At 50.7% G+C, this 21784-nt stretch carries 17 protein-coding genes, 1 tRNA gene and 1 other annotated feature; of the genes, 9 read left to right on the forward strand and 9 right to left on the reverse strand.

The window, feature by feature from the left end; genetic code table 11:
* Window positions 1–263 precede the first annotated feature (263 nt).
* A tRNA-Arg gene (locus tag NYE29_RS16525) sits at window positions 264–337 on the forward strand.
* Between the two features lie 474 nt (window positions 338–811).
* On the opposite strand, the gene NYE29_RS16530 is transcribed toward NYE29_RS16525, so the two are convergent.
* The 3 genes from NYE29_RS16530 to NYE29_RS16540 form a co-directional block, all read right to left on the reverse strand.
* A complete protein-coding gene (locus NYE29_RS16530; RefSeq protein WP_340896798.1) occupies window positions 812–2851 on the reverse strand; it encodes an arginine--tRNA ligase in 2040 nt (679 codons plus the stop codon).
* Window positions 2852–2939: 88 nt separating this feature from the next.
* Window positions 2940–3161 (reverse strand) — a binding site (T-box leader).
* Between the two features lie 53 nt (window positions 3162–3214).
* Complete coding sequence (locus tag NYE29_RS16535) at window positions 3215–4051, reverse strand: YitT family protein (RefSeq protein ID WP_076110745.1); 837 nt, start codon at window positions 4049–4051, stop codon at window positions 3215–3217.
* Between the two features lie 318 nt (window positions 4052–4369).
* Window positions 4370–4585, reverse strand: a complete 216-nt coding sequence (locus NYE29_RS16540; RefSeq protein ID WP_256718105.1) for a hypothetical protein — start codon at window positions 4583–4585, stop codon at window positions 4370–4372.
* A 320-nt stretch (window positions 4586–4905) separates the two neighbouring features.
* Here NYE29_RS16540 and NYE29_RS16545 point away from each other — a divergent pair, with 320 nt between their 5' ends.
* Complete coding sequence (locus NYE29_RS16545; protein WP_076110743.1) at window positions 4906–5262, forward strand: hypothetical protein; 357 nt, start codon at window positions 4906–4908, stop codon at window positions 5260–5262.
* 136 nt (window positions 5263–5398) lie between these two features.
* Here NYE29_RS16545 and NYE29_RS16550 read toward each other — a convergent pair whose 3' ends face one another.
* From NYE29_RS16550 to NYE29_RS16565, 4 genes are all read right to left on the reverse strand, one after another.
* Window positions 5399–8797, reverse strand: coding sequence for a DEAD/DEAH box helicase (locus tag NYE29_RS16550; protein ID WP_340896799.1), 3399 nt, complete (start codon window positions 8795–8797; stop codon window positions 5399–5401).
* Window positions 8798–8990: 193 nt separating this feature from the next.
* Window positions 8991–9692 carry a TetR/AcrR family transcriptional regulator gene (locus NYE29_RS16555; RefSeq protein WP_076110741.1) on the reverse strand — a complete coding sequence of 234 codons (702 nt, stop codon included), beginning with the start codon at window positions 9690–9692 and terminating at the stop codon, window positions 8991–8993.
* A gap of 57 nt (window positions 9693–9749) precedes the next feature.
* The gene (locus NYE29_RS16560; protein ID WP_076110740.1) at window positions 9750–10793 is read right to left on the reverse strand and encodes an ABC transporter permease; all 1044 of its coding nucleotides are present in this window, start codon (window positions 10791–10793) and stop codon (window positions 9750–9752) included.
* A complete protein-coding gene (locus tag NYE29_RS16565; protein ID WP_340899734.1) occupies window positions 10790–11521 on the reverse strand; it encodes an ABC transporter ATP-binding protein in 732 nt (243 codons plus the stop codon). The genes NYE29_RS16560 and NYE29_RS16565 overlap by 4 nt, the downstream gene beginning before the upstream one ends.
* A 203-nt stretch (window positions 11522–11724) precedes the next feature.
* On the opposite strand from NYE29_RS16565, the gene NYE29_RS16570 reads away from it, so the two are divergent.
* The 6 genes from NYE29_RS16570 (at window position 11725) to NYE29_RS16595 (ending at window position 18688) form a co-directional block, all read left to right on the forward strand.
* Window positions 11725–12168, forward strand: a complete 444-nt coding sequence (locus tag NYE29_RS16570; protein ID WP_340896800.1) for a hypothetical protein — start codon at window positions 11725–11727, stop codon at window positions 12166–12168.
* A 270-nt stretch (window positions 12169–12438) separates the two neighbouring features.
* Window positions 12439–13785 carry a stalk domain-containing protein gene (locus NYE29_RS16575; protein WP_340896801.1) on the forward strand — a complete coding sequence of 449 codons (1347 nt, stop codon included), beginning with the start codon at window positions 12439–12441 and terminating at the stop codon, window positions 13783–13785.
* A 66-nt stretch (window positions 13786–13851) separates the two neighbouring features.
* Entirely contained in the window at window positions 13852–14715 is an 864-nt protein-coding gene (locus tag NYE29_RS16580; RefSeq protein ID WP_076110736.1) for a phosphate ABC transporter substrate-binding protein, read from the forward strand.
* 82 nt (window positions 14716–14797) lie between these two features.
* The gene (gene pstC / locus NYE29_RS16585; protein ID WP_340896802.1) at window positions 14798–15742 is read left to right on the forward strand and encodes a phosphate ABC transporter permease subunit PstC; all 945 of its coding nucleotides are present in this window, start codon (window positions 14798–14800) and stop codon (window positions 15740–15742) included.
* Window positions 15742–16623 carry a phosphate ABC transporter permease PstA gene (pstA, locus tag NYE29_RS16590; RefSeq protein ID WP_038595858.1) on the forward strand — a complete coding sequence of 294 codons (882 nt, stop codon included), beginning with the start codon at window positions 15742–15744 and terminating at the stop codon, window positions 16621–16623. The genes pstC and pstA overlap by 1 nt, the downstream gene beginning before the upstream one ends.
* A 193-nt stretch (window positions 16624–16816) precedes the next feature.
* On the forward strand, window positions 16817–18688 hold the full coding sequence (locus NYE29_RS16595; protein WP_340896803.1) for a FapA family protein: 1872 nt from the start codon (window positions 16817–16819) through the stop codon (window positions 18686–18688).
* Between the two features lie 134 nt (window positions 18689–18822).
* Here the strand turns inward: NYE29_RS16595 and murQ are convergent, their stop codons facing one another.
* Together murQ and NYE29_RS16605 are read right to left on the reverse strand one after the other, a co-directional pair.
* Entirely contained in the window at window positions 18823–19719 is an 897-nt protein-coding gene (gene murQ, locus NYE29_RS16600; protein WP_340896804.1) for an N-acetylmuramic acid 6-phosphate etherase, read from the reverse strand.
* 22 nt (window positions 19720–19741) lie between these two features.
* Window positions 19742–20692, reverse strand: coding sequence for a BadF/BadG/BcrA/BcrD ATPase family protein (locus NYE29_RS16605; protein WP_340896805.1), 951 nt, complete (start codon window positions 20690–20692; stop codon window positions 19742–19744).
* Window positions 20693–20923: 231 nt separating this feature from the next.
* Here NYE29_RS16605 and NYE29_RS16610 point away from each other — a divergent pair, with 231 nt between their 5' ends.
* Window positions 20924–21766: a MurR/RpiR family transcriptional regulator gene (locus NYE29_RS16610; protein ID WP_038595850.1), complete on the forward strand. Its 843-nt coding sequence runs from the start codon at window positions 20924–20926 to the stop codon at window positions 21764–21766.
* Window positions 21767–21784: the final 18 nt, after the last annotated feature.

Raw genomic sequence — 21784 nt, forward strand, 5'->3', positions numbered from 1 at the left:
TTGGATGCGGCAATATTGCCGCAGTCTGCCCCGGGAGTAGAACGGATTGGGGTGAGCGGCTGACCGCCGCTGATTCTGCCCCGGGGACAGAAATGCTGTGGGAGGGTGACTGGTGAGGATAGGCTGATCTGCTGTGCTGCCGTTGCTGTTTCGCCGCATTTTAGTAAATTATATTGCTGCAGCCTTGAAAAAAAATCTGAATGCGGTATAATAGAGAACGTTGCGTGAATACATATGTTTTAGGAATTAATTACTTCACTTTTGTCCCGGTAGCTCAGTTGGATAGAGCATGCGCCTTCTAAGCGCACGGTCGGGGGTTCGAATCCCTTCCGGGACGTCACACAAAACAGCCTTCCTTCGGGAAGGCTGTTTGTGCGTCTGGGGGGGAGAGAAGCCTCTGGGGGCTGGGGGCGTTGGAGCATCCACATGGGGAGGATGAGCATCGCAAGAGGGGCGGCTTTATTACCCTCTTCTTTGGAGCACCCCATTTGCTGGTCCGCCTGATAATGCGCGCCTGCACTAGCGGGCAAACCGCCCGCTAATCCAGCATGCACCGAGGAATTGCAGCAACTAAAAGGAATAGCACCCGCTAATTTTCTACAGGGCGCTTAATCTAACGTCTGAGTGAAATTTATAGGGCAGGATTCCCTCTAAATCTAAAAAAGCAAAGCTTGAAGCAGAATTAACAGGCGTAATTCCCGCTGATCTTTTTCCCGCTCCGGGTAATCAGCTGCAGTGTTAAACATAGGAGAATACGTGTCTAGTCTATGGTTCGCACTGGATCCATACACAACAACTTCGTAATCCTCGGTTACATCCGCTCCGGCTTCGGCAGGCCAAGCACCTCAAGCACTTCGCCGAGCGTTTCCTGGAATGTCGAAGTAAGCCAGAGACGGAAGCGGATGGTAAGTTGCTCCCCTTTGAGAATCGGGCAGGCGGAATAAAAGTTATTGAACAGCGAGGCCAGAGTATGCGCGTAGTTACAGATTGTATTTGGCGTCAGCTCGATGCTCGCGCTGTATAAGGTGTCTTGCCAGATGCTGAGATGTCTCAGCAGGGCAAGCTCCGCTTTGTCCAGTGGGGCCGGGAAATCCGGCACCGCAGCTGGTTCGGATGCCGCATCCGCTGCCCCTTCCGCCGCCGCATCGACTGCCGCATCCGCTGTCCCATCCGCCGCCGCATCGACTGCTGTATCCGCCGCCAGTACCGCTCTCGCCGCCGTATTTACCGCCGACATTGCATCCGTCTTCAACGTTGCAGCTGCCGCTGCTCCTAATACGGCTCCTGCCTCCATTCCAGCGGCTTTACTGAGCACACTGCCTGCACGCGCATAGGTGTACATCAGGTATACGCCGGTATTGCCGGAAATCTCGGTCGCCTGCTTGAAATCAAACACAATCTCCGTCCCCAGATTGAAACGCAGCAGATAGTAACGGATTGCAGCTGTGGCGATCAGCCGGCTGGACAGGCCGTTTTTGTCGGAGCGGGTGGCTTCAATGGTGTTCTCCATGAGCTGCACCAGCTCGGTGACCTTAATGCCGATGCCCTGACGGCCGGACATGGCGTAAGAGGTTTTGCCATCCGAGGTATCGATCCCCAGTTCAGCGGCGGAAGCCGGACTAAGAGAAACCACGCCATAGCTTACATGATGAAGCTTCCCGGCTTGCCCGGCATATCCCAATACCTCTAAAGCCTGCTTCACCATCGCCTGCGGATACTCCTGCCGGTAATCAATGACGTTAACCACCATATCTGCCTCTCCAAAAGGCATCTGCTGTCCACTTGGACCCGTCGTCCAAACGCCTGCATTAAACTCGCTGTAGGAGAAGTTTTTGTCCAGCAGTCCAAATTTCCAGAGATGATAGGCAATGTCCTTGGCGGTGTAGGTTAAAATCCCGTTCGAGCGCACCAGCACCTTATCTTTCTGATGTTCCTCTGAATCCGCCCCTGTGCCTTCTGCTGCCGATTGCTTCAGAATCCAGCATCCCTCGAGCTTGCCCTCGGTTTCCTGAACAAAAACGGCCGTCTGTTCCAGCAGCGCAAAAGCGGAGGACCAAAATCCCTCTTTTAAAATACTGCTCTCCCACACCAGCAAATCGTAGGTGATGCCGAAGTTTTTCATTTCCTCAACATGCTCTCTCACAATCCGTTCAGCCACAAGGCTGCCGAGCCAAGCGGTATTGCTGTTTCCTTCTTCCAGTGCGTGGAGAATCTCCGTCCGTTTATGGACCGTCTCAGGATGCAACTCGTATTCCTTATTGATTCCGGCGTAGATATCCCAGCAATAATCACCGAAGCGGACATGATCACCCGCGAGCGGCACATTCATTAGCCCGACCACCGTATCTGCCAGCTGATTGCCAAGGTCATCCACATAGTTGTGAACTTCCACGTCGTAACCTGTTTTTTTCAAAATCCTAACCAGCGCATCTCCAATACAGGAGTTTCTCAGATGTCCAATATGCATGGATTTATTTGGGTTCACAGAAGTATGCTCAATGATCACCTTATTCCCGTTCCCTGGCGGCAGCTCAAAGCTGTGATTTGCCCATTCCTGCCAATTCACGTACATATTGATGAAGCCTGGAGCCGCAACTTCGATTCGCTGCAGCAATCCCTTGATGGCCTCCTGTTGCCCAAGCTCTGCTGTGATCAGCTCGGCAATAGCCATTGGGGCCTTGCGCAGGACTTTGGCCAGCTGCATGGCAATATTGCTGGAGTAGTCGCCGAAATCCGGATTAGCGGGCTGTTCAAGAGCGATGGTTAAATGTTCTGGTGCGGCAGCGCTCAGGCTGCTGAATACCTGCTGGACGCTTTGTTCCAAGCTTGTTCTGATAAGTTGGCTTAACACGGGATGAACCTCCTTTAAAATTCTTGAAGCAGATTTGCGTTACATGTACTTAGCGGGCTAAAAAACATCAAAAAAAGCCCACGTCTCTAAAAGAGACGAGGGCTTTAGCGCTCGCGGTACCACTCTCGTTGCTAAACACCTTGGTTTAGCCACCTTACAGGTTAACGGTCTTCAGCCGGGGCTTCCTACTATCAGTTCAGAAGTCCATCTCCCGGGTGCGCTTCATTAACTGGCCTGTACCGGCTCTCACTCTTCCGGCTCGCTGGGGACTAGGGTCCAAGGCAACTACTTTCCCGTTCATCGATTGTATATTGATTTTTATCAGTATAGCGAATTTCTGGAATAAATCAATAGCCGGTTGGCTTATTTAGAAATATCAATAAATCCTTCACCAAACACGTCGCGTACATCGTGGATCGTGACAAAAGCATTTTTGTCCTCAGCACGTACGATTTTTTTGAGCATGGAAACTTCCTGCTTGCTAATTACGATATAGAGGACTTCCTTTTCTTCGCCGGTGTAATAGCCGTATCCCCGCAGCACCGTTACTCCGCGGTCCATAATCTCCGTAACCCGTACGGCAATGCTGTCATAGTGTGCCGAGATGATGGTCACTGCTTTTTTAGGATTCAAGCCCTCGATAATGAACTCCATGGCTTTGGTTCCGATATAGAGGATGACGAACGTAAACATCATCTTTTCGATACCAATCACGAAGGCGGACAGTGCGGCAACGATAAGATCAAAGAACAGCAAGGCATAGCTGATATTCCAATCCCAATATTTATTGGCAAGACGAGCCAGAATTGTTGTACCTGCAGTCGTGCCGCCGACCCGGATGATCAGTCCAATCCCGACCCCGGCAAACAGACCCGCGAAAATAGCGTTAATCACTGGCTCATCCGAAGCGATCTGCCAGTTCTTGGTCAAGTACAGGAACAGAGAGTTAAAGGCAACGGCGATAATGGTATAGCCCGTCGTCTTTTTATCCAGCAGCTTGTAGCCGATGATCAGCAAAATCCCGTTCAAGATGATGCCGACCAGCGCAGGTGACCAATTCAGCAAATAATACAGAATGATCGATATCCCTGTCACGCCACCCTCACCAAAGTCATTGGGAATCACAAATAAATTGACTGCCAGCGCAAAAATAAATGCCCCGAGAAGCAGCATAACCATATCATGTACTCTTTTGTTCATACGATATACCTCCATGATTTTAAAGCTCACACAAAAAAGCGATTAAAGGAAAAAATCATCCTTTAATCGCTTTGTAGCAAACATAAGTTGCGCAGCTCTTTTGATACTTTAATCATAACAAGCCTTATATGGGATGTAAATGATTTTAATTCAAGTAAGGAGTCCCGTTTCAATCGGAAGTGGGCGCAGCGGTAAGATCCTTAATATCCGTTGAACCAAAGATAAGCAGCGCAATTACAATGACCAGCAGGATCCCCCCGGCAAAATCTTCACCGTCAAAATTGTCCATACGTGCTAGGCCTCCCTTTATTCCTCCACTCAAGAGTTGTCTGATTTTTTCTTCAAAGCGGCCATGATCTCGTTCAAGGTCAGGCTGCTGTTGTCGTCGAGAAAGCTGACCAGTTTATCAACGTTGCTGTCGCTCAAATTGCCAAGTGATTTATATTTGCCAACCAGGCTGACAAGAAGCGAAGCGTCCGTGAACATCTGGACAGAATCTACCTTTAACTTGCCTGATAAAAGAAGTGCAGCCACTGCAAACTCCAGCCCCTTTGGACTTTGCGTTTTAGGGTTTGCCGGTTGTTTTTTTATGCTCGTTTTCTTTCCTTTTCCAGGAGGGGGCATGGACTCCCTTCTTCCGTATACATTCTTTCAGAACAGCGGCCACTAGTGGGCGAACTCTCTTTTGTACACTTTATGCACTACTGCAGGATTTGGTGAATGGAGCCTGTCTTCTGTCCACACCGTCAGGGTAGCGCACGAATATTAATATATTGTGCGATCAATTAACACTACCGCTAGAATCAGAGTTTGATATTCACAAATGAGTGGGTTGAAAGGAGGAGTAAGACGGGATGACCACATTATCTACTGGACCTATAGAGAATAATCCTGTTCTTGGAGTAAGACCGGCGCAGCTTGTAACTGTAAAGATTGTGAATCGGGCTGCTGAAGAGGTACTGGTTATTAATATTCTAGGTTACTTCCTGGGCAATACAAGAACTTTATATGTGAGTGAAGTCGTCGAAATCGCACCCGACGAGGTGGTGACCAGAGACTACTTTGCCGATCTGGATTCTTTCGAATTTCTCTTTACAGGCGATGACCTAGGAGAAAAAGCAGGGATTTCAGTATGGGGCAAACAAGCTGACGGTCAATTGGTGGATGCCCATCGTGTTGTAACGCATGAGAAATGGAGTGACGAGTTGTAATATCTGCGGAGTCCGAACCCGGTAGAGTAAGAAATCCTTATGTCATTCTAAAAAATACAGCAAACAGGGACATCCCCAGCTTTAGGCTGTGAAAGTCCCTGTTTGCTGTGCAAGGAGATAAGCATCCATGGCCAACTTATGAAAGCATCAGGATTTCACGGATATCCTGCTCGCTTAAGGCAGACATGGCCTCCTGGCCCGGTTGGATGACTTCATCGATCAGGTTCTTCTTCTTCTGCTGAAGCTCGTACATCTTATCCTCGACAGTCCCCTGTGCTACGAGGCGGATCACCTGCACCACCTTCTTTTGCCCGATCCGGTGGGCCCGGTCGGCAGCTTGCTGCTCGACAGCGGGATTCCACCAGAGATCGTAGAGAATGACCGTGTCCGCTCCCGTCAGGTTCAGTCCGGTGCCGCCCGCTTTTAGTGAAATCAGGAAAAGATCGCGTTCACCCTCATTGAACCTGTTGCAGAGCTCCACCCGCTGGGCTGAAGGCGTCTGGCCATCGAGGTAGAAATGCTGTACACCCAGCAGGCCCAGTTCACGGCCGATCAGGCCGAGCATTTCGGTGAACTGGGAAAAAATCAGCATCCGTTTGCCGGAGCTGCGGCATTCTTCAATAATCTCCAGCAGCTGTTCGAATTTCGCCGAGCCGCCGGTATAGCCTGCAATGAACAGCGCGGGGTGGCAGCAGAGCTGGCGCAGCCGGGTCAGCCCGGCAAGCACCTTGATTCTGCCGTTGCCAAACCCGTCGTTGTCCAAATGCTTGAGCGCTTCCTTGCGCAGCCTGGCAAGATAGGCGACATACAATTTTTTCTGCTCAGGCAGCAGCTCCGAGGCCTGCAGAGATTCGATTTTGTCCGGCAGCTCTTTCAGTACATCGCTTTTTAGGCGGCGCAGCAGAAAAGGCCGTGCCCGCCTCGCAACCGTCTCCCGGGGCAGGTCATGAAAGGCCTTTTTGCCCGGAAACAGCCCCGGAAACACAACTCCGAAGATCGACCATAGATCCTCCAGAGCATTTTCTACCGGCGTTCCGGTAAGCGCGAAGCGGTAGCGTGCCTGCAATATTTTTACCGCCTGAGCCGTCTGGGTGGCATGGTTTTTGATGACCTGCGCCTCATCCAGAAACAGGGTGTGGAAGGAATGCTTGGCGTACTCTTCAATATCACGGCGCAGCAGCGGATAGGAGGTGATGATTACATCGTTTCCTGCGGTGTTCTTCAATGTCCGTCGGCGTTCGGTTAAGTTCCCGTCGGCTATGGCCGCTTTGATCTCCGGGGCGAATTTCTTCAGCTCATTCTGCCAGTTGTAGAGCAGGGAGGCCGGAGCGATGATCAGCGCAGGGTGGCCTCCCTGCCGGATATCCTTAAGCTCTGAGAGCAGGAAGGCGATGCTCTGCAGCGTTTTGCCGAGACCCATATCATCGGCGAGGATGCCGCCGAACCGGTAGTGGGCCAGCGTCTTCAGCCACTGGAAACCATATTGCTGATAATCCCGGAGTACGGGAACAAGGCTGTCCGGCACAGGGAAATCAAGATTTTCGGGATTCCGCATGTTGGCCAGAAGCCGGCGCAGGGAGCGTCCCATGGTGACGGAGTCCCCCGCGCTGTCGCCATTCAGATGCAGGCCGCGGGCCAGGGGGAGGGAGAACTGCGGGCTTTTGAGCTCATCCTGCCGGATTCCGATTTCGTTCATAAAGGTGATGATTTCTAAGAATTCCGCACTCTCCAGCGGCAGCAGCGCCCCATCCGGCAGCCGGTAATAACGGCGTTTCTCCTGCAGCGATTTCAGCACCAGTACAATTTCCGTTTCGGGGATTCCTTCCATGGCAAATTTGAAGTCCAGCCAGTCGGTTTTTTCATTCCAGCTTAAGGTTACCTTCGGCAGAGCTGTTCCGGTGAGCAGTCTTCCCTTGACAGCAGTAGTGGCATATACCTCAAGCAACGGCTCCAGCAGCGGCACGGTATGATAGAGAAAATCAAATTCGCCGTCCTCATCGCTCATAATATAGCCGCTTTCCGTTTGGGTAAAAGAAGCATGATCCATCAGTGCAAGAATCCGCCCTTCGGCTTCCCCGTCCCGCATCAGAATCACCTCATTGCCCCGTTCTCGTGCTTTCTCATCGAGCGGGTTAATCACAATATTGCCGTATTGAAACTCAAGGCCTGCGAGCAGCCGGTCTCTTATCCGGTCAAGATAAAGTCTGGCTTGAAGCTGTGCCTGGATGATGCGGCCTTGGATAGCCTCGGCAATATGCACATGGCCCAGCTTTTTCAGCCCGGGAATCACCTTGTCCATAAAAGGCTCCATTTGCTCCGGGGCAATGGCAATTTCATCTTTGCGGGAGGAGGCCAGCATTTTCTTAAGCTCGGAGAGACGCTGGCATTCCTGAACCGGCAGCTTCAGCAGCCTGCCTTCAGACAAGATAAGCCCGTAATCCTCCATGACTGTAAGCTGCGCAAGCCCCTGGATATCCAGCCGGTAGCTGTTATCCGTGGTTTGATCGAATTGAAAGCTCAGCGGAGGGGGAGCGTTTGTGATCTGAAGCCCTTCAGTGCTTATTCCCCCTTGCTGCAAATGGACAGAGGATACTGCTGTTAGCGCAGGCTGAACTTGCTCCCAGAAAAAAGGCGGAACCGGCAGCAGCCGCTCCCCTCCCGGGCCACCCGAATAATGCGTATGAGGACTGACAGCTTCATGGTACATCTTTTCATTTAAAAGGACTTCGATCAGCTTCAGAATCACCGCATTGTCTTCTTTATTGAAGCTGTGCAAGGAAGGGTCATAGATAAAATGCTTGGTGAACTCAAAGGACTCCCCGCGGTGGATGCGCTCTAGAAAAGCTCTGATTTTCTGCACAATATAAAGCCGCTCTAGTCCGATCTTCAGTTCAATTCCAAGCTTATGAGTGCCATCGGTGTACAGAACCGGCTTGCAGATGAACTCGACTTGAAGCGGAGTTCTGATATCGCTATAGGTTCCGGTGCCGCTCGGACGCTTCCGGGAGCTGCCGAACATATCCAGCATGCTGGTCACCAGTTTCCGGTCACCCGTATGTTCCCCTGAGCTAAAGGCTGCAGTTTCCGGATTACGCGGAGTAAGTCTGCCGCTCTCTCCGGTGGAGCCTCCGTGAAGGTGGAGACTGGGGCCGGCCATACTTCTGGAGAGTTCCGTGTCCATTTCCTGACGGAGTATATTCACGAGAACAGCTGCGATATGCTTGCAAAAAGCTCCGCCGTGGTGGTATGCAGGGCAGGTGCATTCCCCATTCACATCACCGTCACTGTCTATAGCAAGCACCACTTCGTAGCTTTCGAGGCCTTGAACCTCAGCCCGGTATTTTGAATATTCCAGCTCAACATTGTTCTCCGCATAGGTCAGCGTGACCTTATCCGCTTCATAATAAACCGTCCCCTGCTCCAAAGCAGCACCGCCGCATAGCAGCCTGATTACCCGTTCCGGCACATAGAAACCCACAGCGCTAATCACTTCCTTTTGTCTTGTCCATAAGTCCGAATTTGCTATAGTACCCATAATAACAGAACAGGCGTACGCCTTCAAAACCATTTACCGGAATCTCTGAACAGATGCTGCGGTGCGGGATCACTATAAGTGTTTACAATGTAAAAAAAGGCCATCTCCAAACTGCATTTCTGCCGCTTGGAGATGGCCTTCTATTGAAAGTGTCAGTGTAAATTTCCGGTGTCCTCAAAAGATCAGCCTAAGTTCACTTCGTTTCTGGGCGTACTGCCGGTCCGCTGATACCGTACAGCATGAAAGCCAAAGTCTGCTCAATCTCTTCTTCATCATTCCAATCGCTATCCGGCAGGAACAGCAGACGGGCCAGCAGATATCCGATTACAGAAGAGACCGTAAACCGGATAATTGCGGGTGTGGGCATGTCGATAATTTCGCCCTTTTCCTTGAAATGCTCGGTAATGGCGGTTACCCGCTCCAGTACCTGGCCGAGAACATTCTCGGCGAACTGTTCCCTTAATGCGGGCTGAAAGGGGATTTCCTGAATAAGAATTTTCAGAATCTTAAAGTTCTTGCGGGCGAATTCCAGCCGGTTGACCATAAAAGCCCGCAGAAATGCTTCATAGCTCTCGGGAGGACCATCCAGCACGCCGTCGAAATTGCGCATGACAAAGGGCGCGATCATGCGGCTCATCGTCGGCCCGACAATGGACAGCAGCAGATCCTTTTTGGTCTTGTAATAGCGGAAGATCGTCCCCTCCGCCACCCCCGCCTTCTGGGCAATTTCACTGGTAGCCGCAGCCGAATATCCTTTATCTGAAAATATTTCAATCGCCGCCTCCAGAATGGCGATCTGCTTCGGCGTCATTTTTTCTTCCTGACTGATGGCCAGCAGCTCCTCAATCCACTGCTCCCCCTCATGCTGCTGCTCCGCAGCATTGTCCGTCTCCATTCTTTTGCCCTCCAAACCTCGTATTTTCCGTTTATATTATCATAGCTGCATGCGTATTTACATTTTGCGGTGTTTGCGCAGGGCCAGCACATTCAGCAGCATGAACAGCAGAGAGAAACCGATCAGAACAAAGACATCCAGCGCGATGTCGCTCCAGCCTTTGCCGCGGATCATGATGTCCATCAGCGCCTCCGAGCCGTAATAGATCGGTGTCGCCAGCCCGATCCGCTGCAGCCACACCGGGAGCGTATCCATAGGGAACAGCCCGCTTAAGAAAATCTGCGGCACGATGATTAGCGGAATGAACTGCATCATCTGCAGCTCATTGGCAGCAAAAGCCGAGAGCAGCGTACCGAGCGTCAGCGCTGTCATTGACAGCAGCAGTGTCACAAGCAGCACATAACCGAAGCTGCCAGCCATCATAATTCCTAGCACCTGAATGGAGAACCAGGAGATCAGCAGCGCCTGGAATACGGTAAAAATCCCGAAACCGCACACGTAGCCAAGAACGACTTCCCAACGTTTCAGCGGGGTGGAGAGCAGACGTTCCAGGGTTCCGGTAGTCCGTTCCCGCAGCAAGGAAACGCCGGCAATCAGAAAGACGAAGAAGAAGACAAAGACGCCGATCATAATCGGACCGAAGCGGTCGATCGTACTCATATCTTCAGCGCCGTACAGATAGCTGATCTGCGGCTTCAGCTGACCTTGTCCCTGGCCCGGTATAGCAGGCTGCAGGCTCTGTACTGCTTCCTGTAAGGCCATCAGTGCCGCGCGGTTTGCCGTGGGATTGCTGCCTTCCAGCACAACTTCGGGAGCAGCGCCGCTTACTGTGACAAGCGCATCGATCTCGCCCTCCTTCAAAGCTTCGTTGCCCAGCTCTGCCGTGGTGTATTCGACAACAGCAGTGCTTTGCTTCTCAAACGCCGCAGAGATGGCTTGGGTATTTCCGTAAACACCAAACTTCGGTTCATAGTCATCGCCGTTAAACACAAGACTCATTAAGCTGAGAACAAGCAGGGGGGCAATGAACATCAGCGCCATCGTTCTTTTGTCATGAATAAACTGCTGGAGAATTCGCAGGGTGATCGCCCGGATTCTCATCGGCGGACACCTCCATAATATAGAAAGGCTTCTTCAAGAGAAGCAGAAGCGGTAGCGTTCAGCAGACCTGCAGGTGTATTCACCGCCAGCAGTTCACCGTCACGGATCATGGCCAGGCGGTCGCATTTTTCGGCTTCATCCATTACATGGGTTGTGAGTACAATGGTAGTTCCTTTGCGGTTCAGCGCCTTCAGTTCCTTCCAGATGGACTGGCGCAGCACGGGATCAATGCCAACCGTGGGCTCATCAAGAAGCAGAAGCGGAGGCTCATGCAATAAGGCGATCGCCAGTGACAGACGGCGTTTCATCCCCCCGGAATACTGATCAACTCTTTTGCGCAGATGATCCTGCAGATTGACCAGCTCCAAGACATCCCTGATCCGGCGGGTGCGGTTTCCGCCCTTTAGTCCATAGAGAGCGGCGAAGAATTCCAGATTCTCTTTTGCGCTCAGCTCCGTATACAAGGCGTCAGACTGAGCCATATATCCGATTTGCTGCAGCATGGCAAGCTTAGGCATGGGTATCCCCAATACACGCACTTCGCCCGAGGTCACTTCATCAATGCCGGTCAAGAGCTTCACCAGCGTAGTTTTGCCGGAGCCGGAAGGGCCCAGAACGCCGAAGGTTTCCGCCTTTGCAACCTGCAGGGAAATATCCTTCAACACTTCCTTGCTGCCAAACGTCCGGCAGACGTGGTTTACGGAAACAACAGAAGTTCCCTGATTCATAACTATCTCCTCAATTCTCATAATAATGAGTGAGTACTCACTCATAATATTAATGCAATCGGCTGCCGATGTAAATCTTTTTTCTGCGGATAGTTAAATATTTTAAATTTTAGAATATTGGTTTTCACAAGAATAAATCAGGGTAATTATGGGTATTGGTTAAAGCCCGACAACTCTATTTCATACAGGAGGAGGTTTATTTGATGTTCAACAAGAAGTTCGTTTTTCCCATGCTGGTGCTGTTTACTGCAGCGGGTCTCAGCGGTTGCAGCAGCTCCGGTCCGGGAACAGGCAGTGAGCATTTTCGCACCTTAGCGCAAGAAAGTGTGGACCAGGCGGAATATCTGCCCGGGGACTTTCCGATTCCTGTGGGTGCAGGCATTACGTTTACGGATGGGGAGCTGGTGGGCGGAAAGAAGTCATCCATGCTGATCTTTGAGACAGAAGAGAGTATGGACGCACTAGGTAGTACATATAAAGAGTATGTTAAGGCCAAGGAACTGGACCGGGGCACACAAATTGTGGATTCGAACAATCTGATTATTAACGGCAAAGTTCAGGGCGATTACTCTTATTCTATTATAGGGAGCAGCCTGGACACGAAACCGGGCGGTGCCGAAGTGATTGTTACGTGGATCGAGAATTAAGATATTCACACTGTTTTACATATATTGCCGATTTAACCCCAGTTTTAATAAAGCCGACCCAGAGGTTCCGGGGCCGGCTTTATTTATTCTTAAGGATTTGGCCCACTTAACATTTCCATAACATTCCTCTAGAACAGAATTGACATTCGTAGATGAAAATAACATTAGCAGTTACCTAAGGGAAAAGGGTGAATCTAATTGAAGAATAGTAAATGGTTGAGTGCGGCTTTGGCTTCTTCGCTTCTTGTAACAGGAGGAGTGGTAAGTGTTTTGGCAACAAGTAACAGCGCTGAGGCCGCCGCCGTCCAGTCAGCTGCAGTCAAAGAAGGTACGACTACGTGGACTGTGAACGGTACACCGGTTGCACTCAGCACAATAGACAAAAACGGCTATAAATTATATTCGTTAAGTCAGGTTGCCGGGGAGCTTGGAGCCCATGTGAAAGTCAGCAGCAGCGGTTTTGAACTCAACGACAGCAAAGGATTACATACTATACAAATTCAAACGGGAGCTAAAAGCTATCTGGTAGATGGCACCAAGCAGGAGTTCACTGTAGCACCTGTTTTCTATAATGGTAAAACCTATGTAGAATTGACAAAATTGGTCACTGGTCTTGGCGGTGAGCTGCAGGCGGATTCGGCTACTGTTCTCAGCTTTGCCCTTCCGGAAGGTGATTTTGATACACTGCACTGGAGTGCGGATGGAAGCCTGATCGCCAATAAAAGTGATGCGGAAACAACCCAGCTCTTGAAATTCAGCAACACGCCGGGGAATTATGAGCTGTTCTCCTCCAATGACGGAGCTGTCGATTTCGCCGTTTCCGCTGACCAGAAGTGGGGTGCGTTTAGTGACGAGACAGGCCAGCTTAAGCTGATCAATCTGTTCAATGGGGTGATCACACCGCTCGGCAAGGATACCAGTGTTAAGACTGATTTGGTTTGGTCGCAGGACGGCAAGAAGATTTACTTCATCCAGGGCGACAAGCAGGAGAAGATTGCTCAAATTTCGCTGGAAACCGGAACGGTTAAAACCTTGCTTGAAGATAAAGTAGAGAATAAATCCGAGCTCCGCGTATCCGCCGACGAGAAGAACGTGGTCTATATCGTCAACGTTACCGGTGTAGCTAAAAATGATGCGGACAGCACCGAGGATTCGCTGACGGTAGATTTCAGCAAGGCTGGAGAACAGCTGTACAAGCTGGATCTGATAACCAAAGATGCGAAGCCGGCAGCATTGACGACTGAACTGGATAACAAGCTCTACCCGGAAATTTTGAATAACGGCAGCATTGTGTATCTGAGTGCAGATCCCGAAGGCAACTCGGCGAACAGCCTGAAATCAATCGGAGCCGATGGCAAAAGCTCGAATATTGCCCTTGATGGCGAAGCGAACTGGGCAGCTGGTGTAAGTGGTGGTCTGGTTGTATCCGCTGTGACGGCGGACGGAAGTACCGTAATTTATGCTATCAGTGCTGACGGGGCCAAGAGTGAACTGTTCCGCACAGCCGAAGACGTGACTGAAGTTTCTGCATCCCATGACGGCAGCAAGCTCGCTCTCGTTAGCGGCGGCACACTCTGGCTGGTTCAGAACGGCAAAGCCCTGCAGCTGTCGAAATAAGATTATATTCCCTGCTTCAGAACCAACAACATTTAACGGCGCAACCGCCGGGAGGAGATTTTACTCATGAAGATTTTTAAAAAATTTACAGTTACAGCATTGACCGCGGTTATCGCGGTAACCGCATCGTTTGCCGGAGTGGCAGCCGCCGCTGACACACTTAAAGGCAAAATCACAGTGAACGGCTCGACAGCGCTGCTGCCGTTGACGCTGCAAGCAGCCAAGGAGTTCCAGAAGCTGCACCCTAAAGTGAAGATCGCTGCTTCAGGCAAAGGCTCCGTTACCGGACCGCAGGCCGTGAAGAAAGGCATCGCCGACATCGGCGCTTGTGACTGGGATGCCAGCATTGACGTTCCGGGCTTTAAAGCTTTTGACGGACAAGTAGCAAACAAGGTAGCTGTCATTCCTTTCGCCACCATCGTGAACAAGAATGTGGGCGTAGACAACCTGACGACGGAACAGCTGCAAGGCATTTACTCCGGTAAAATCACCAACTGGAAGGAAGTCGGCGGATCGGATGCGAACATTGTCGTGATTACCCGCGCTTTCGGTTCCGGTACACGCGTAAACTATCAGGCTAAAGCTCTTGCGGGCGGAGATATCGTCAAGAAAGAGAAGAACTACAAGGAGACCGGTTCCAGCGGTGACATGAAGACAGCCGTTGCCACTACACCTAATGCCATCGGTTATATCGACCTTGTCTATGTAAGCGGCAGCGACATCAAAGCTGTGAAATTCAATGGCATTGAAGCATCTACTGACAATGTAATCAATGGCTCGTACAAAATTTGGGCCTATGGTTATTACATGACTAAAGGTCAGCCAACCGGTGTTACCAAAGAGTTCATCGATTATGTTCAGAGCAAAAAGTTCCAAACCGGCTCGCTCAAAAAGCTTAAATTCATTCCGATCGCAGCAATGAAATCCTAGTCATCATTCTTCACTATATTGAACGGTACATGCGGCCAGCCCCGGATTCCACACGGGGGTGGCCGCTTACAGGAGGGAACGTATGGGGGCACCAGTCCAGGGCCTGGCATCAAGGGCACAAAAGGGTCTATCCGAAGTTAAAGTCAGTGAGAAACGCCATAGCAGACATTTGTTCAGCAATACCTTATCCCGCTATTATTTTATATTCAGCATTCTTGCGCTTTGCTTTGTGCTTGGACTTGTTATTATTTTCATCGGCAAAACGGCGCTGCTTCTGTTCGCTCATCTCTCACCGGCTGAATTTTTCTTCTCCTTTAACTGGACGCCGGAAGAGGATGCCTTCGGGGCTGCTGCCTTCATTGTAAATACATTGTCTCTTACAGCACTGACGCTGCTGATTGCCGTGCCGATCTCCGTAGGCATGGCCGTGCTGTGTGCCGAAATTGCTCCGAAATGGATGAAGAACTTTATCCGGCCAGTGCTCGACCTGCTCGTCGGAATTCCTTCTATAGTATATGGTTATCTGGGCCTTACGGTCCTCCTGCCTTTTCTGCGCAGAGTCAGCGGGGAAGGGCTGGGTGACGGATTGCTCGCCGCTGCGCTCGTACTGGCATTGATGGTGCTGCCGACGATCTGCCGGATCAGCGACGATGCCATTGTTGCCGTTCCGCGCAAATACCGGGATGCCGCTTATGCCCTCGGTTCGACCCGCCTTCAGGTCATTATGCGGGTGATCCTGCCTGCGGCCAGCAGAGGCATCATCTCGGCCATCATCCTCGGGATGACCCGGGCTGTCGGGGAGACCATGGCCGTTGTTATGGTCATCGGCAATACCCCGCAGCTGGCCAAGACGCTGTTCACGCCATCATCTGTGCTGACCAGTAATATCGTGATGCAAATCTCCAATGTGGAGTTTGACTCTACCTGGAACTATGCATTGCATATGATGGCTTTCCTGCTGCTGCTCATTTCCTTTGTGCTGATCCTGGTGATCCGCATCCTGGGACGGAAAAGGAGGGATGCGTAATGAACGGTTTCACACGTACCCGTTATACTGCCCGTGCCCAGCGGCGCAACAAAATTGCGACCTTTGGTTTTTATACCCTCGGTGCTCTCGTGATGCTGCTGATCTTCTGGCTGCTCTTTACGATCCTGAGCAAGGGACTGCCGGCGCTTAGACCCGATTTCCTGATCAAGCAGCCGGAGGAGATTGATCCCGGCGGAGGGATCGGACCGGTCCTGTTCAACTCCTTCTACATCCTGTTCATTTCGTTGTTGATTTCCATACCGATTGGGATCGGCGCCGGCATCTACATGGCGGAATATGCCCCGGACAATCGCTTTACCGGCGCGTTGCGCATCTGCGTGGAGTCGTTGTCCTCGGTACCCTCGATTGTGTTTGGGATGCTGGGTCTGGCGATTTTTGCCGAATACTTCGGTGTCGGCCTGACGATTCTTGGCGGCGGTGTCAGCCTGGCGCTGCTTAACCTGCCGATGCTGACCCGGGTGACGGAGGAAGCTGTGCAGGCGGTTCCCCGTGAAATCCGTGAAGCCGGATATGCGCTTGGCATGACCAAATTCCATGTCATCCGCAAAGTGGTGCTTCCGGTAGCCATGTCGTCGATTGTCACCGGTGTCTGTCTTGTGGCCGGCCGTGCCTTCGGCGAATCGGCGGTTATTATTCTGACCGCAGGACTCAGCACCTCCGGAGAAATGTGGGACTTTAATCTGTTCTCGCCTGGAGAGACGCTCGCTGTGCATCTTTGGTATGTGCAATCCGAAGCCATTGTCGAAGACGCGCGGCAGATCGCTGACAAATCGGCGGCGGTGCTGGTCTTCGTAGTCCTGCTGATCAACTTTGTCTTCCGCTTTCCTTTATGGCTCGGAAATCGCCGCAAGGGGCGCTGAACAATTAAATTTCATTGAATACAAAAAACAGACTGCCAGCAGCAGCTTCATGCCGCGAGTGCAGTCTGTTTTTATATGGCGGATAGGGAAGGGAAGAGAAGAGAATCCGGAATGTTAATTGCTTAAAATTCTTAATAATACTAAAATGAAAGCAGTTACATAGTAGGTAGTCCCTAACCAGGAGGTGCGAGTGATGGCGGAGCACATGTCCGAGAAGGAACTCAATAAACTGATTAACATGCTGGAGCTTTCACGGATTGAGAGTGAGGTGAGCATCGAAGAATCTTTTATGAAAGACGATAATTCCGACAATGAAAGGGATGGACGGCTGCTGGTCCGGGCGGGAAAGATATTTGTTCAGGACCCGCTTCCAGGCGGATCACCAGCAGTGATATCGGCCCTGCTCCCGGTGCTGCTTCATGTAAACGGTCAAGTGCTTACAGAGCCGTCAGCTGTCACCTCGCAAGACATCATAGAATGGGAGATCGTCGAACCGCCGCTTTATACCATTACTGTTTCCGAGGACAGGCTGCTGGCCTTTTTCACCCTACTTGGATCTAAAAGATTTCCCTGGAAATTAAACGACCATTTCACAGCCAGCATAGTAGAGGTGAAAGCATCGCAGGATCCGGCGAATGTCATCGGCATGCTTGGCCTGAATCAGATCATTGTTGATTTTGAGCAAAAGAAGATCATCCAGAACCTGAACATCTCCGGCATTCATGCCGAACTTCAGAATCCGACCTATCAGCCGATTACTGCTGCCAAAGGGAGAGCGGCTGTGCCTGGGGAGAATGCGTATCTGGAATTGTTTTTCTCCGAGACGATTGAGAATGAATTTAGTGAAATTGAAGGACAGGTGGATTACCGCAGCCATCTCCGCATTCCTTCAGTGATCCGCGGTGAGGTCATTGCCCGCAAGATTCCGGTCGTCGAAGGGATTCCCGGCTATGATGTATATGGAGAAATTCTTTATCCGCCTGAGCCAGCTGATGTCACGGTGACTGCAAGGAATAACACAGTGCTGCTAATCAACAATGAGGTCCGCGCGCTGCGTGAAGGCAGGCCCAGAGTGACTGGTGACAAAGTCAAATGTTTTGACATCTGCACTTCATACCTCGTTCCCGGCAATGTGAGCATCCACACCGGCAATATCGTCTTCTCGGGTGATGTGATTATCCGCGGCAATGTAGAGGACAACATGATTATTGAATCCTTGGGCAATGTCTATGTTTCCGGAAGTGTCTACAACTCCACAATTACTGCTACCGGGAGCATTCTAGTGAAAGGAAACGTGGTTAACAGCAAGCTGTATTCCGGTTATTTCGGCGTCATGTACAACCGGATCTACAACTTCTCCAAGCAGCTGATTGAGGAGTGCAAGGTCTTGCAAAATGCTACTCAGATGCTCGTACAGGCCGTACAAAGCCACAAAAAGAGTGTCAAGTACGGACAGGCTGTGCTGCTGCTGCTGGAAAGCAAGTTTCAGAAAATCCCCCAGCTCATTAAAGAGCTCCTCTTGGTGCTGGATACGGTGAAGGCTTCCTTTCATCAGGATCTGGAACAGACCCTGCATTTTCTCAATCTGTTCCTGAAGCCGGTGCAGCTGGTCGATTTCCTGACGGAGACTTCGCTCAGTGGTGTTATCGGTATATTGGAGGAGCTGCATGTTGGTGTGGCACGGATGCAGGAATCCAAAGTGGAGGTTAATATCGGCAAATGCCAGAACAGCACACTGAAATCGAATGGGGATATTAACATCCACCGGGACGGCATTGTGCAGAGTGAACTGTTTTCTTCGGGGAATATTACGTTCCATAAGACGTTTTCGGTTTGCCGTGGCTCCAAGCTGGAGGCAGGAGGGAACATTTTAGCCTATTTTGTCGGCGGGGAGAGCGGGGCGCAGTCTTACCTGAAGGCCAAACAGAGCGTTACTGTCCGCAAAATGTACATGGGTAAAGTAACGATCGACCGTTTTACAGCCGATATTATGGAGCCGGTAGAGAATATCGTATTTGATATCGAAACTGTCCGGATGATTAAGCTCCGCATGGAAGCCAAGTGAGCATAAGGGCAGGGAATGGGCGGCTTAATCATACCCTGTTGAATGGCCAGTAATCCTTAGATATGGCGAACAAGCCTTTCCGGAAGAACCCGAAGAGGCTTGTTCGTATTGTCCTGAAGGAATTGAAGTTTAGACTACTGCAGTGCTCCGCGCACGAATCCGTCTGCAGCCAGCAGTCTGCTCCGCGCTTCCTCAGCATCCACATTGGCCAATATCATAATAATGGCAGTCTTTACATGGCCTTCTGCGCCATGATAAGCCGCTTCAATCTGTTCGTCGGAAGCATCGGTGGCCAGTCCGATAATCCGTTTGGCCCGGTGCACCAGTTTTTTATTGGATGGATTCAAATCAACCATGAGATTACGGTAGACCTTCCCGATCCGGATCATGGCGGTGGTGGTCAGCATGTTGAGAATCATTTTTTGCGTGGTGCCTGATTTCATCCGGGTAGAGCCCATGATGACTTCCGGGCCAACCACTGCTTCTATGGTTAATTGACCGAGGCCTGCCATCGGTGTTCCGGGGTTGTTGCATAAGCCGATGACAACCGCTCCAAGTTCTCCGGCACGTTTCATCGCCCCCAGAACATATGGTGTACGCCCGCTGGCGGCAATGCCGATAACCACATCCTTCGCCGTGATGCCGGAGGAGTCGATATCGGCTGCGCCCAATTCCTCGCTGTCTTCCGCACCCTCAACGGGATCTTTAATCGCCTGAAACCCTCCGGCAATTAATCCCTGCACCATAGCCGGGTCTGTGCCATAGGTGGGCGGACATTCGGAGGCATCAAGAATGCCGATTCTTCCGCTCGTTCCAGCACCTACATAGAACAATCTTCCGCCCTGCTGGAAGGCATGGACGATATAGTCCGCAGCAATGGCAATCTGCGGGATAAGCCCTTGAATACAATCGGCGACCAGCCGGTCTTCATTATTAATCAGCTCCATGATTTCAGTGGAATTGAGGTTATCGATATCGCTTGTTTTATCATTGAGCTGCTCTGTAATCAGGTTGTCCAAAATAGGATTCATGAGGTTTCTTCCTCCTGCCAGTCTATTCTTGTCTGTAGTCATTAAACAGCTTGCGTGCAGTCATGGCTGCTCCGGTGGATGGCGGAGCCCCAAGGCTCCCATCTACGAAATTCAACCCGCCAAAAGTTTTCTGCAGGCTGCTGCAGAAGATCCCGCGGAAGATCGGGGAATACCTGAACACCGAGCCGCTGAGCACTACGGGATAGTTTTGCAGAGTGGGGCTGCGGCGAAGCAGGGCCGCAGCGGTATCGCTTAAGGCCGCAGCTTCTTCGGAAAGAATGGCGATAGCAGCAGCATCTCCGGCTTCAGCCGCCTGAATGCAAACTTTTGAAAAGGCGGAAATTTCTGCTTTGGAATGGGAAGGGATATAAATATATCCCTTCAAATCCGTAATGAGCTTAAATCCGTATTCCTCCATAATCATATCGGTCATTATCGTGGGTTTACAAACACTGTCATAGCTGCGCATCACCGTTTTGAGTGTACGGAGCCCGATTTGATATCCGCTTCCTTCATCTCCAAGGTAATGCCCCCAGCCGCCGGTGCGGGTGCCGGATCCATCCGGAAGATAGCCGTAGCAAATCGATCCGGTACCCGAGATGACCAGCACCCCGTGATTGCTTCCCACTGCGGCCATCAAAGAAATCTGTCCTTCTGATTGTATGAACACCGGAATAGGTAGTCCTTGTTTCAATACATGCTGCTGAACGGCCCTCTTAAGGAGGGTTTCTTCATCGATGCTGGAGAAACCTGACACAGCGAGACATATTGCTGTAATTTCATCGACATTTATCGACAGTCTCTCTATCAATCCGTCAATAGCTGACATGATTTCTGTAAGCGCTGTCCCGAAGGAGGCACTATGCGGATTGGATGGACCTCCAATATAGCGGGCGAGTAATGTTCCCCGCTCATCCAAAGCGGCTGCATCGGTCTTTGTGCCACCTCCATCAAGGCCTAAGAACACTTTCATCGATCAATCACCACTTTGATTTTTTACTAATTATATGAGATGAAGAGCATAAAGTAAAATAAAATTTCACAAGAAAAATAAATGTTGAAATTTTATTTTACAACTCATATAATGAATTCATTCCAAGGTTTTGGGAGAATATCAAACCTTATGAGTTAACAAAGCTAACATTGTTTTGTGGGGTGTCGGTTCAAAGAGAGTTCTATTCTATAGGGAGGTGCATTGATTCCAATGAATGGCGGTTTGATTCGTTTGCGGGAATTGTATGAAACACTAAGTCCGTCGGAGCACAAGATTGCTGCGTATATCCTGCAGAATCCGGATGAAATGATCCAGCTCTCCATCGCTGATTTGGCTACGAAGAGCGGATCCAGCCAGGCGGCAATCGTCAGGCTGTGCAAGTCCATCGGCTTTAAGGGATACCAGGATCTGAAGATTAAAGTGGCCGGTGATCTTCAGGGCAGAGATCCGGCAATCATTGGCTACCAGGAGATTCGTCCCAATGACACGATTTCAGCCATTATGCAGAATGTATCCAATAATAATATTCAATCGATCCGGGATACTCTCACGATTTTGGATGAAGCCATGGTTGAGCGGGCGGTTGAAGCGATTGACCGGGCGAAGGTGATTTATTTCTTCGGAGTGGGAGCCTCCAACCTGATTGCGATGGATGCCCAGCAGAAGTTTTTGCGGATTAATAAGATGAGCTTCTCTTTTGCCGATCCGCATGTCCAGTTAACGAGCGCCATAACCGCAACTGCTGACGACGTGGCTGTATGCATTTCATACTCCGGCGAGACCAAAGAGGTTATCCGGGCAGCATCCATTGTGAAGGATAATGGGGGAACCGTGATCAGCATCGCGAAATATGGAAATTCCACCCTAAGCCGGAGCGCGGATATTCCGCTATGCACCTCCGCCACCGAAAATGAAATCCGCAGCGGAGCGATGGCTTCGCGGATTACACAGCTTAATCTTATCGATATTTTATATCTCGCCGTTGCAAGCCGGAATTATGAACAGTCCGTTACTTATCTGGAAAAGAGCAGACAACATATCAAACGGCTGTAGCCGGAAAAATAAGGGGAG

It is taken from the genome of Paenibacillus sp. FSL M7-1046 (assembly GCF_038007405.1).
Taxonomy (GTDB): Bacteria; Bacillota; Bacilli; order Paenibacillales; family Paenibacillaceae; genus Paenibacillus_AQ.

Coding starts and splice junctions, on each gene's coding strand:
- pstA (WP_038595858.1), top strand. CDS start 15,742: ATGAACGGTTTCACACGTACCCGTTATACTGCCCGTGCCCAGCGGCGC.
- NYE29_RS16595 (WP_340896803.1), top strand. CDS start 16,817: ATGGCGGAGCACATGTCCGAGAAGGAACTCAATAAACTGATTAACATG.
- NYE29_RS16580 (WP_076110736.1), top strand. CDS start 13,852: ATGAAGATTTTTAAAAAATTTACAGTTACAGCATTGACCGCGGTTATC.
- NYE29_RS16565 (WP_340899734.1), bottom strand. CDS start 11,521: ATGAATCAGGGAACTTCTGTTGTTTCCGTAAACCACGTCTGCCGGACG.
- pstC (WP_340896802.1), top strand. CDS start 14,798: ATGGGGGCACCAGTCCAGGGCCTGGCATCAAGGGCACAAAAGGGTCTA.
- NYE29_RS16545 (WP_076110743.1), top strand. CDS start 4,906: ATGACCACATTATCTACTGGACCTATAGAGAATAATCCTGTTCTTGGA.
- NYE29_RS16535 (WP_076110745.1), bottom strand. CDS start 4,051: ATGAACAAAAGAGTACATGATATGGTTATGCTGCTTCTCGGGGCATTT.
- NYE29_RS16570 (WP_340896800.1), top strand. CDS start 11,725: ATGTTCAACAAGAAGTTCGTTTTTCCCATGCTGGTGCTGTTTACTGCA.
- NYE29_RS16560 (WP_076110740.1), bottom strand. CDS start 10,793: ATGAGAATCCGGGCGATCACCCTGCGAATTCTCCAGCAGTTTATTCAT.
- NYE29_RS16555 (WP_076110741.1), bottom strand. CDS start 9,692: ATGGAGACGGACAATGCTGCGGAGCAGCAGCATGAGGGGGAGCAGTGG.
- NYE29_RS16605 (WP_340896805.1), bottom strand. CDS start 20,692: ATGAAAGTGTTCTTAGGCCTTGATGGAGGTGGCACAAAGACCGATGCA.
- murQ (WP_340896804.1), bottom strand. CDS start 19,719: ATGAATCCTATTTTGGACAACCTGATTACAGAGCAGCTCAATGATAAA.
- NYE29_RS16550 (WP_340896799.1), bottom strand. CDS start 8,797: ATGGGTACTATAGCAAATTCGGACTTATGGACAAGACAAAAGGAAGTG.
- NYE29_RS16610 (WP_038595850.1), top strand. CDS start 20,924: ATGAATGGCGGTTTGATTCGTTTGCGGGAATTGTATGAAACACTAAGT.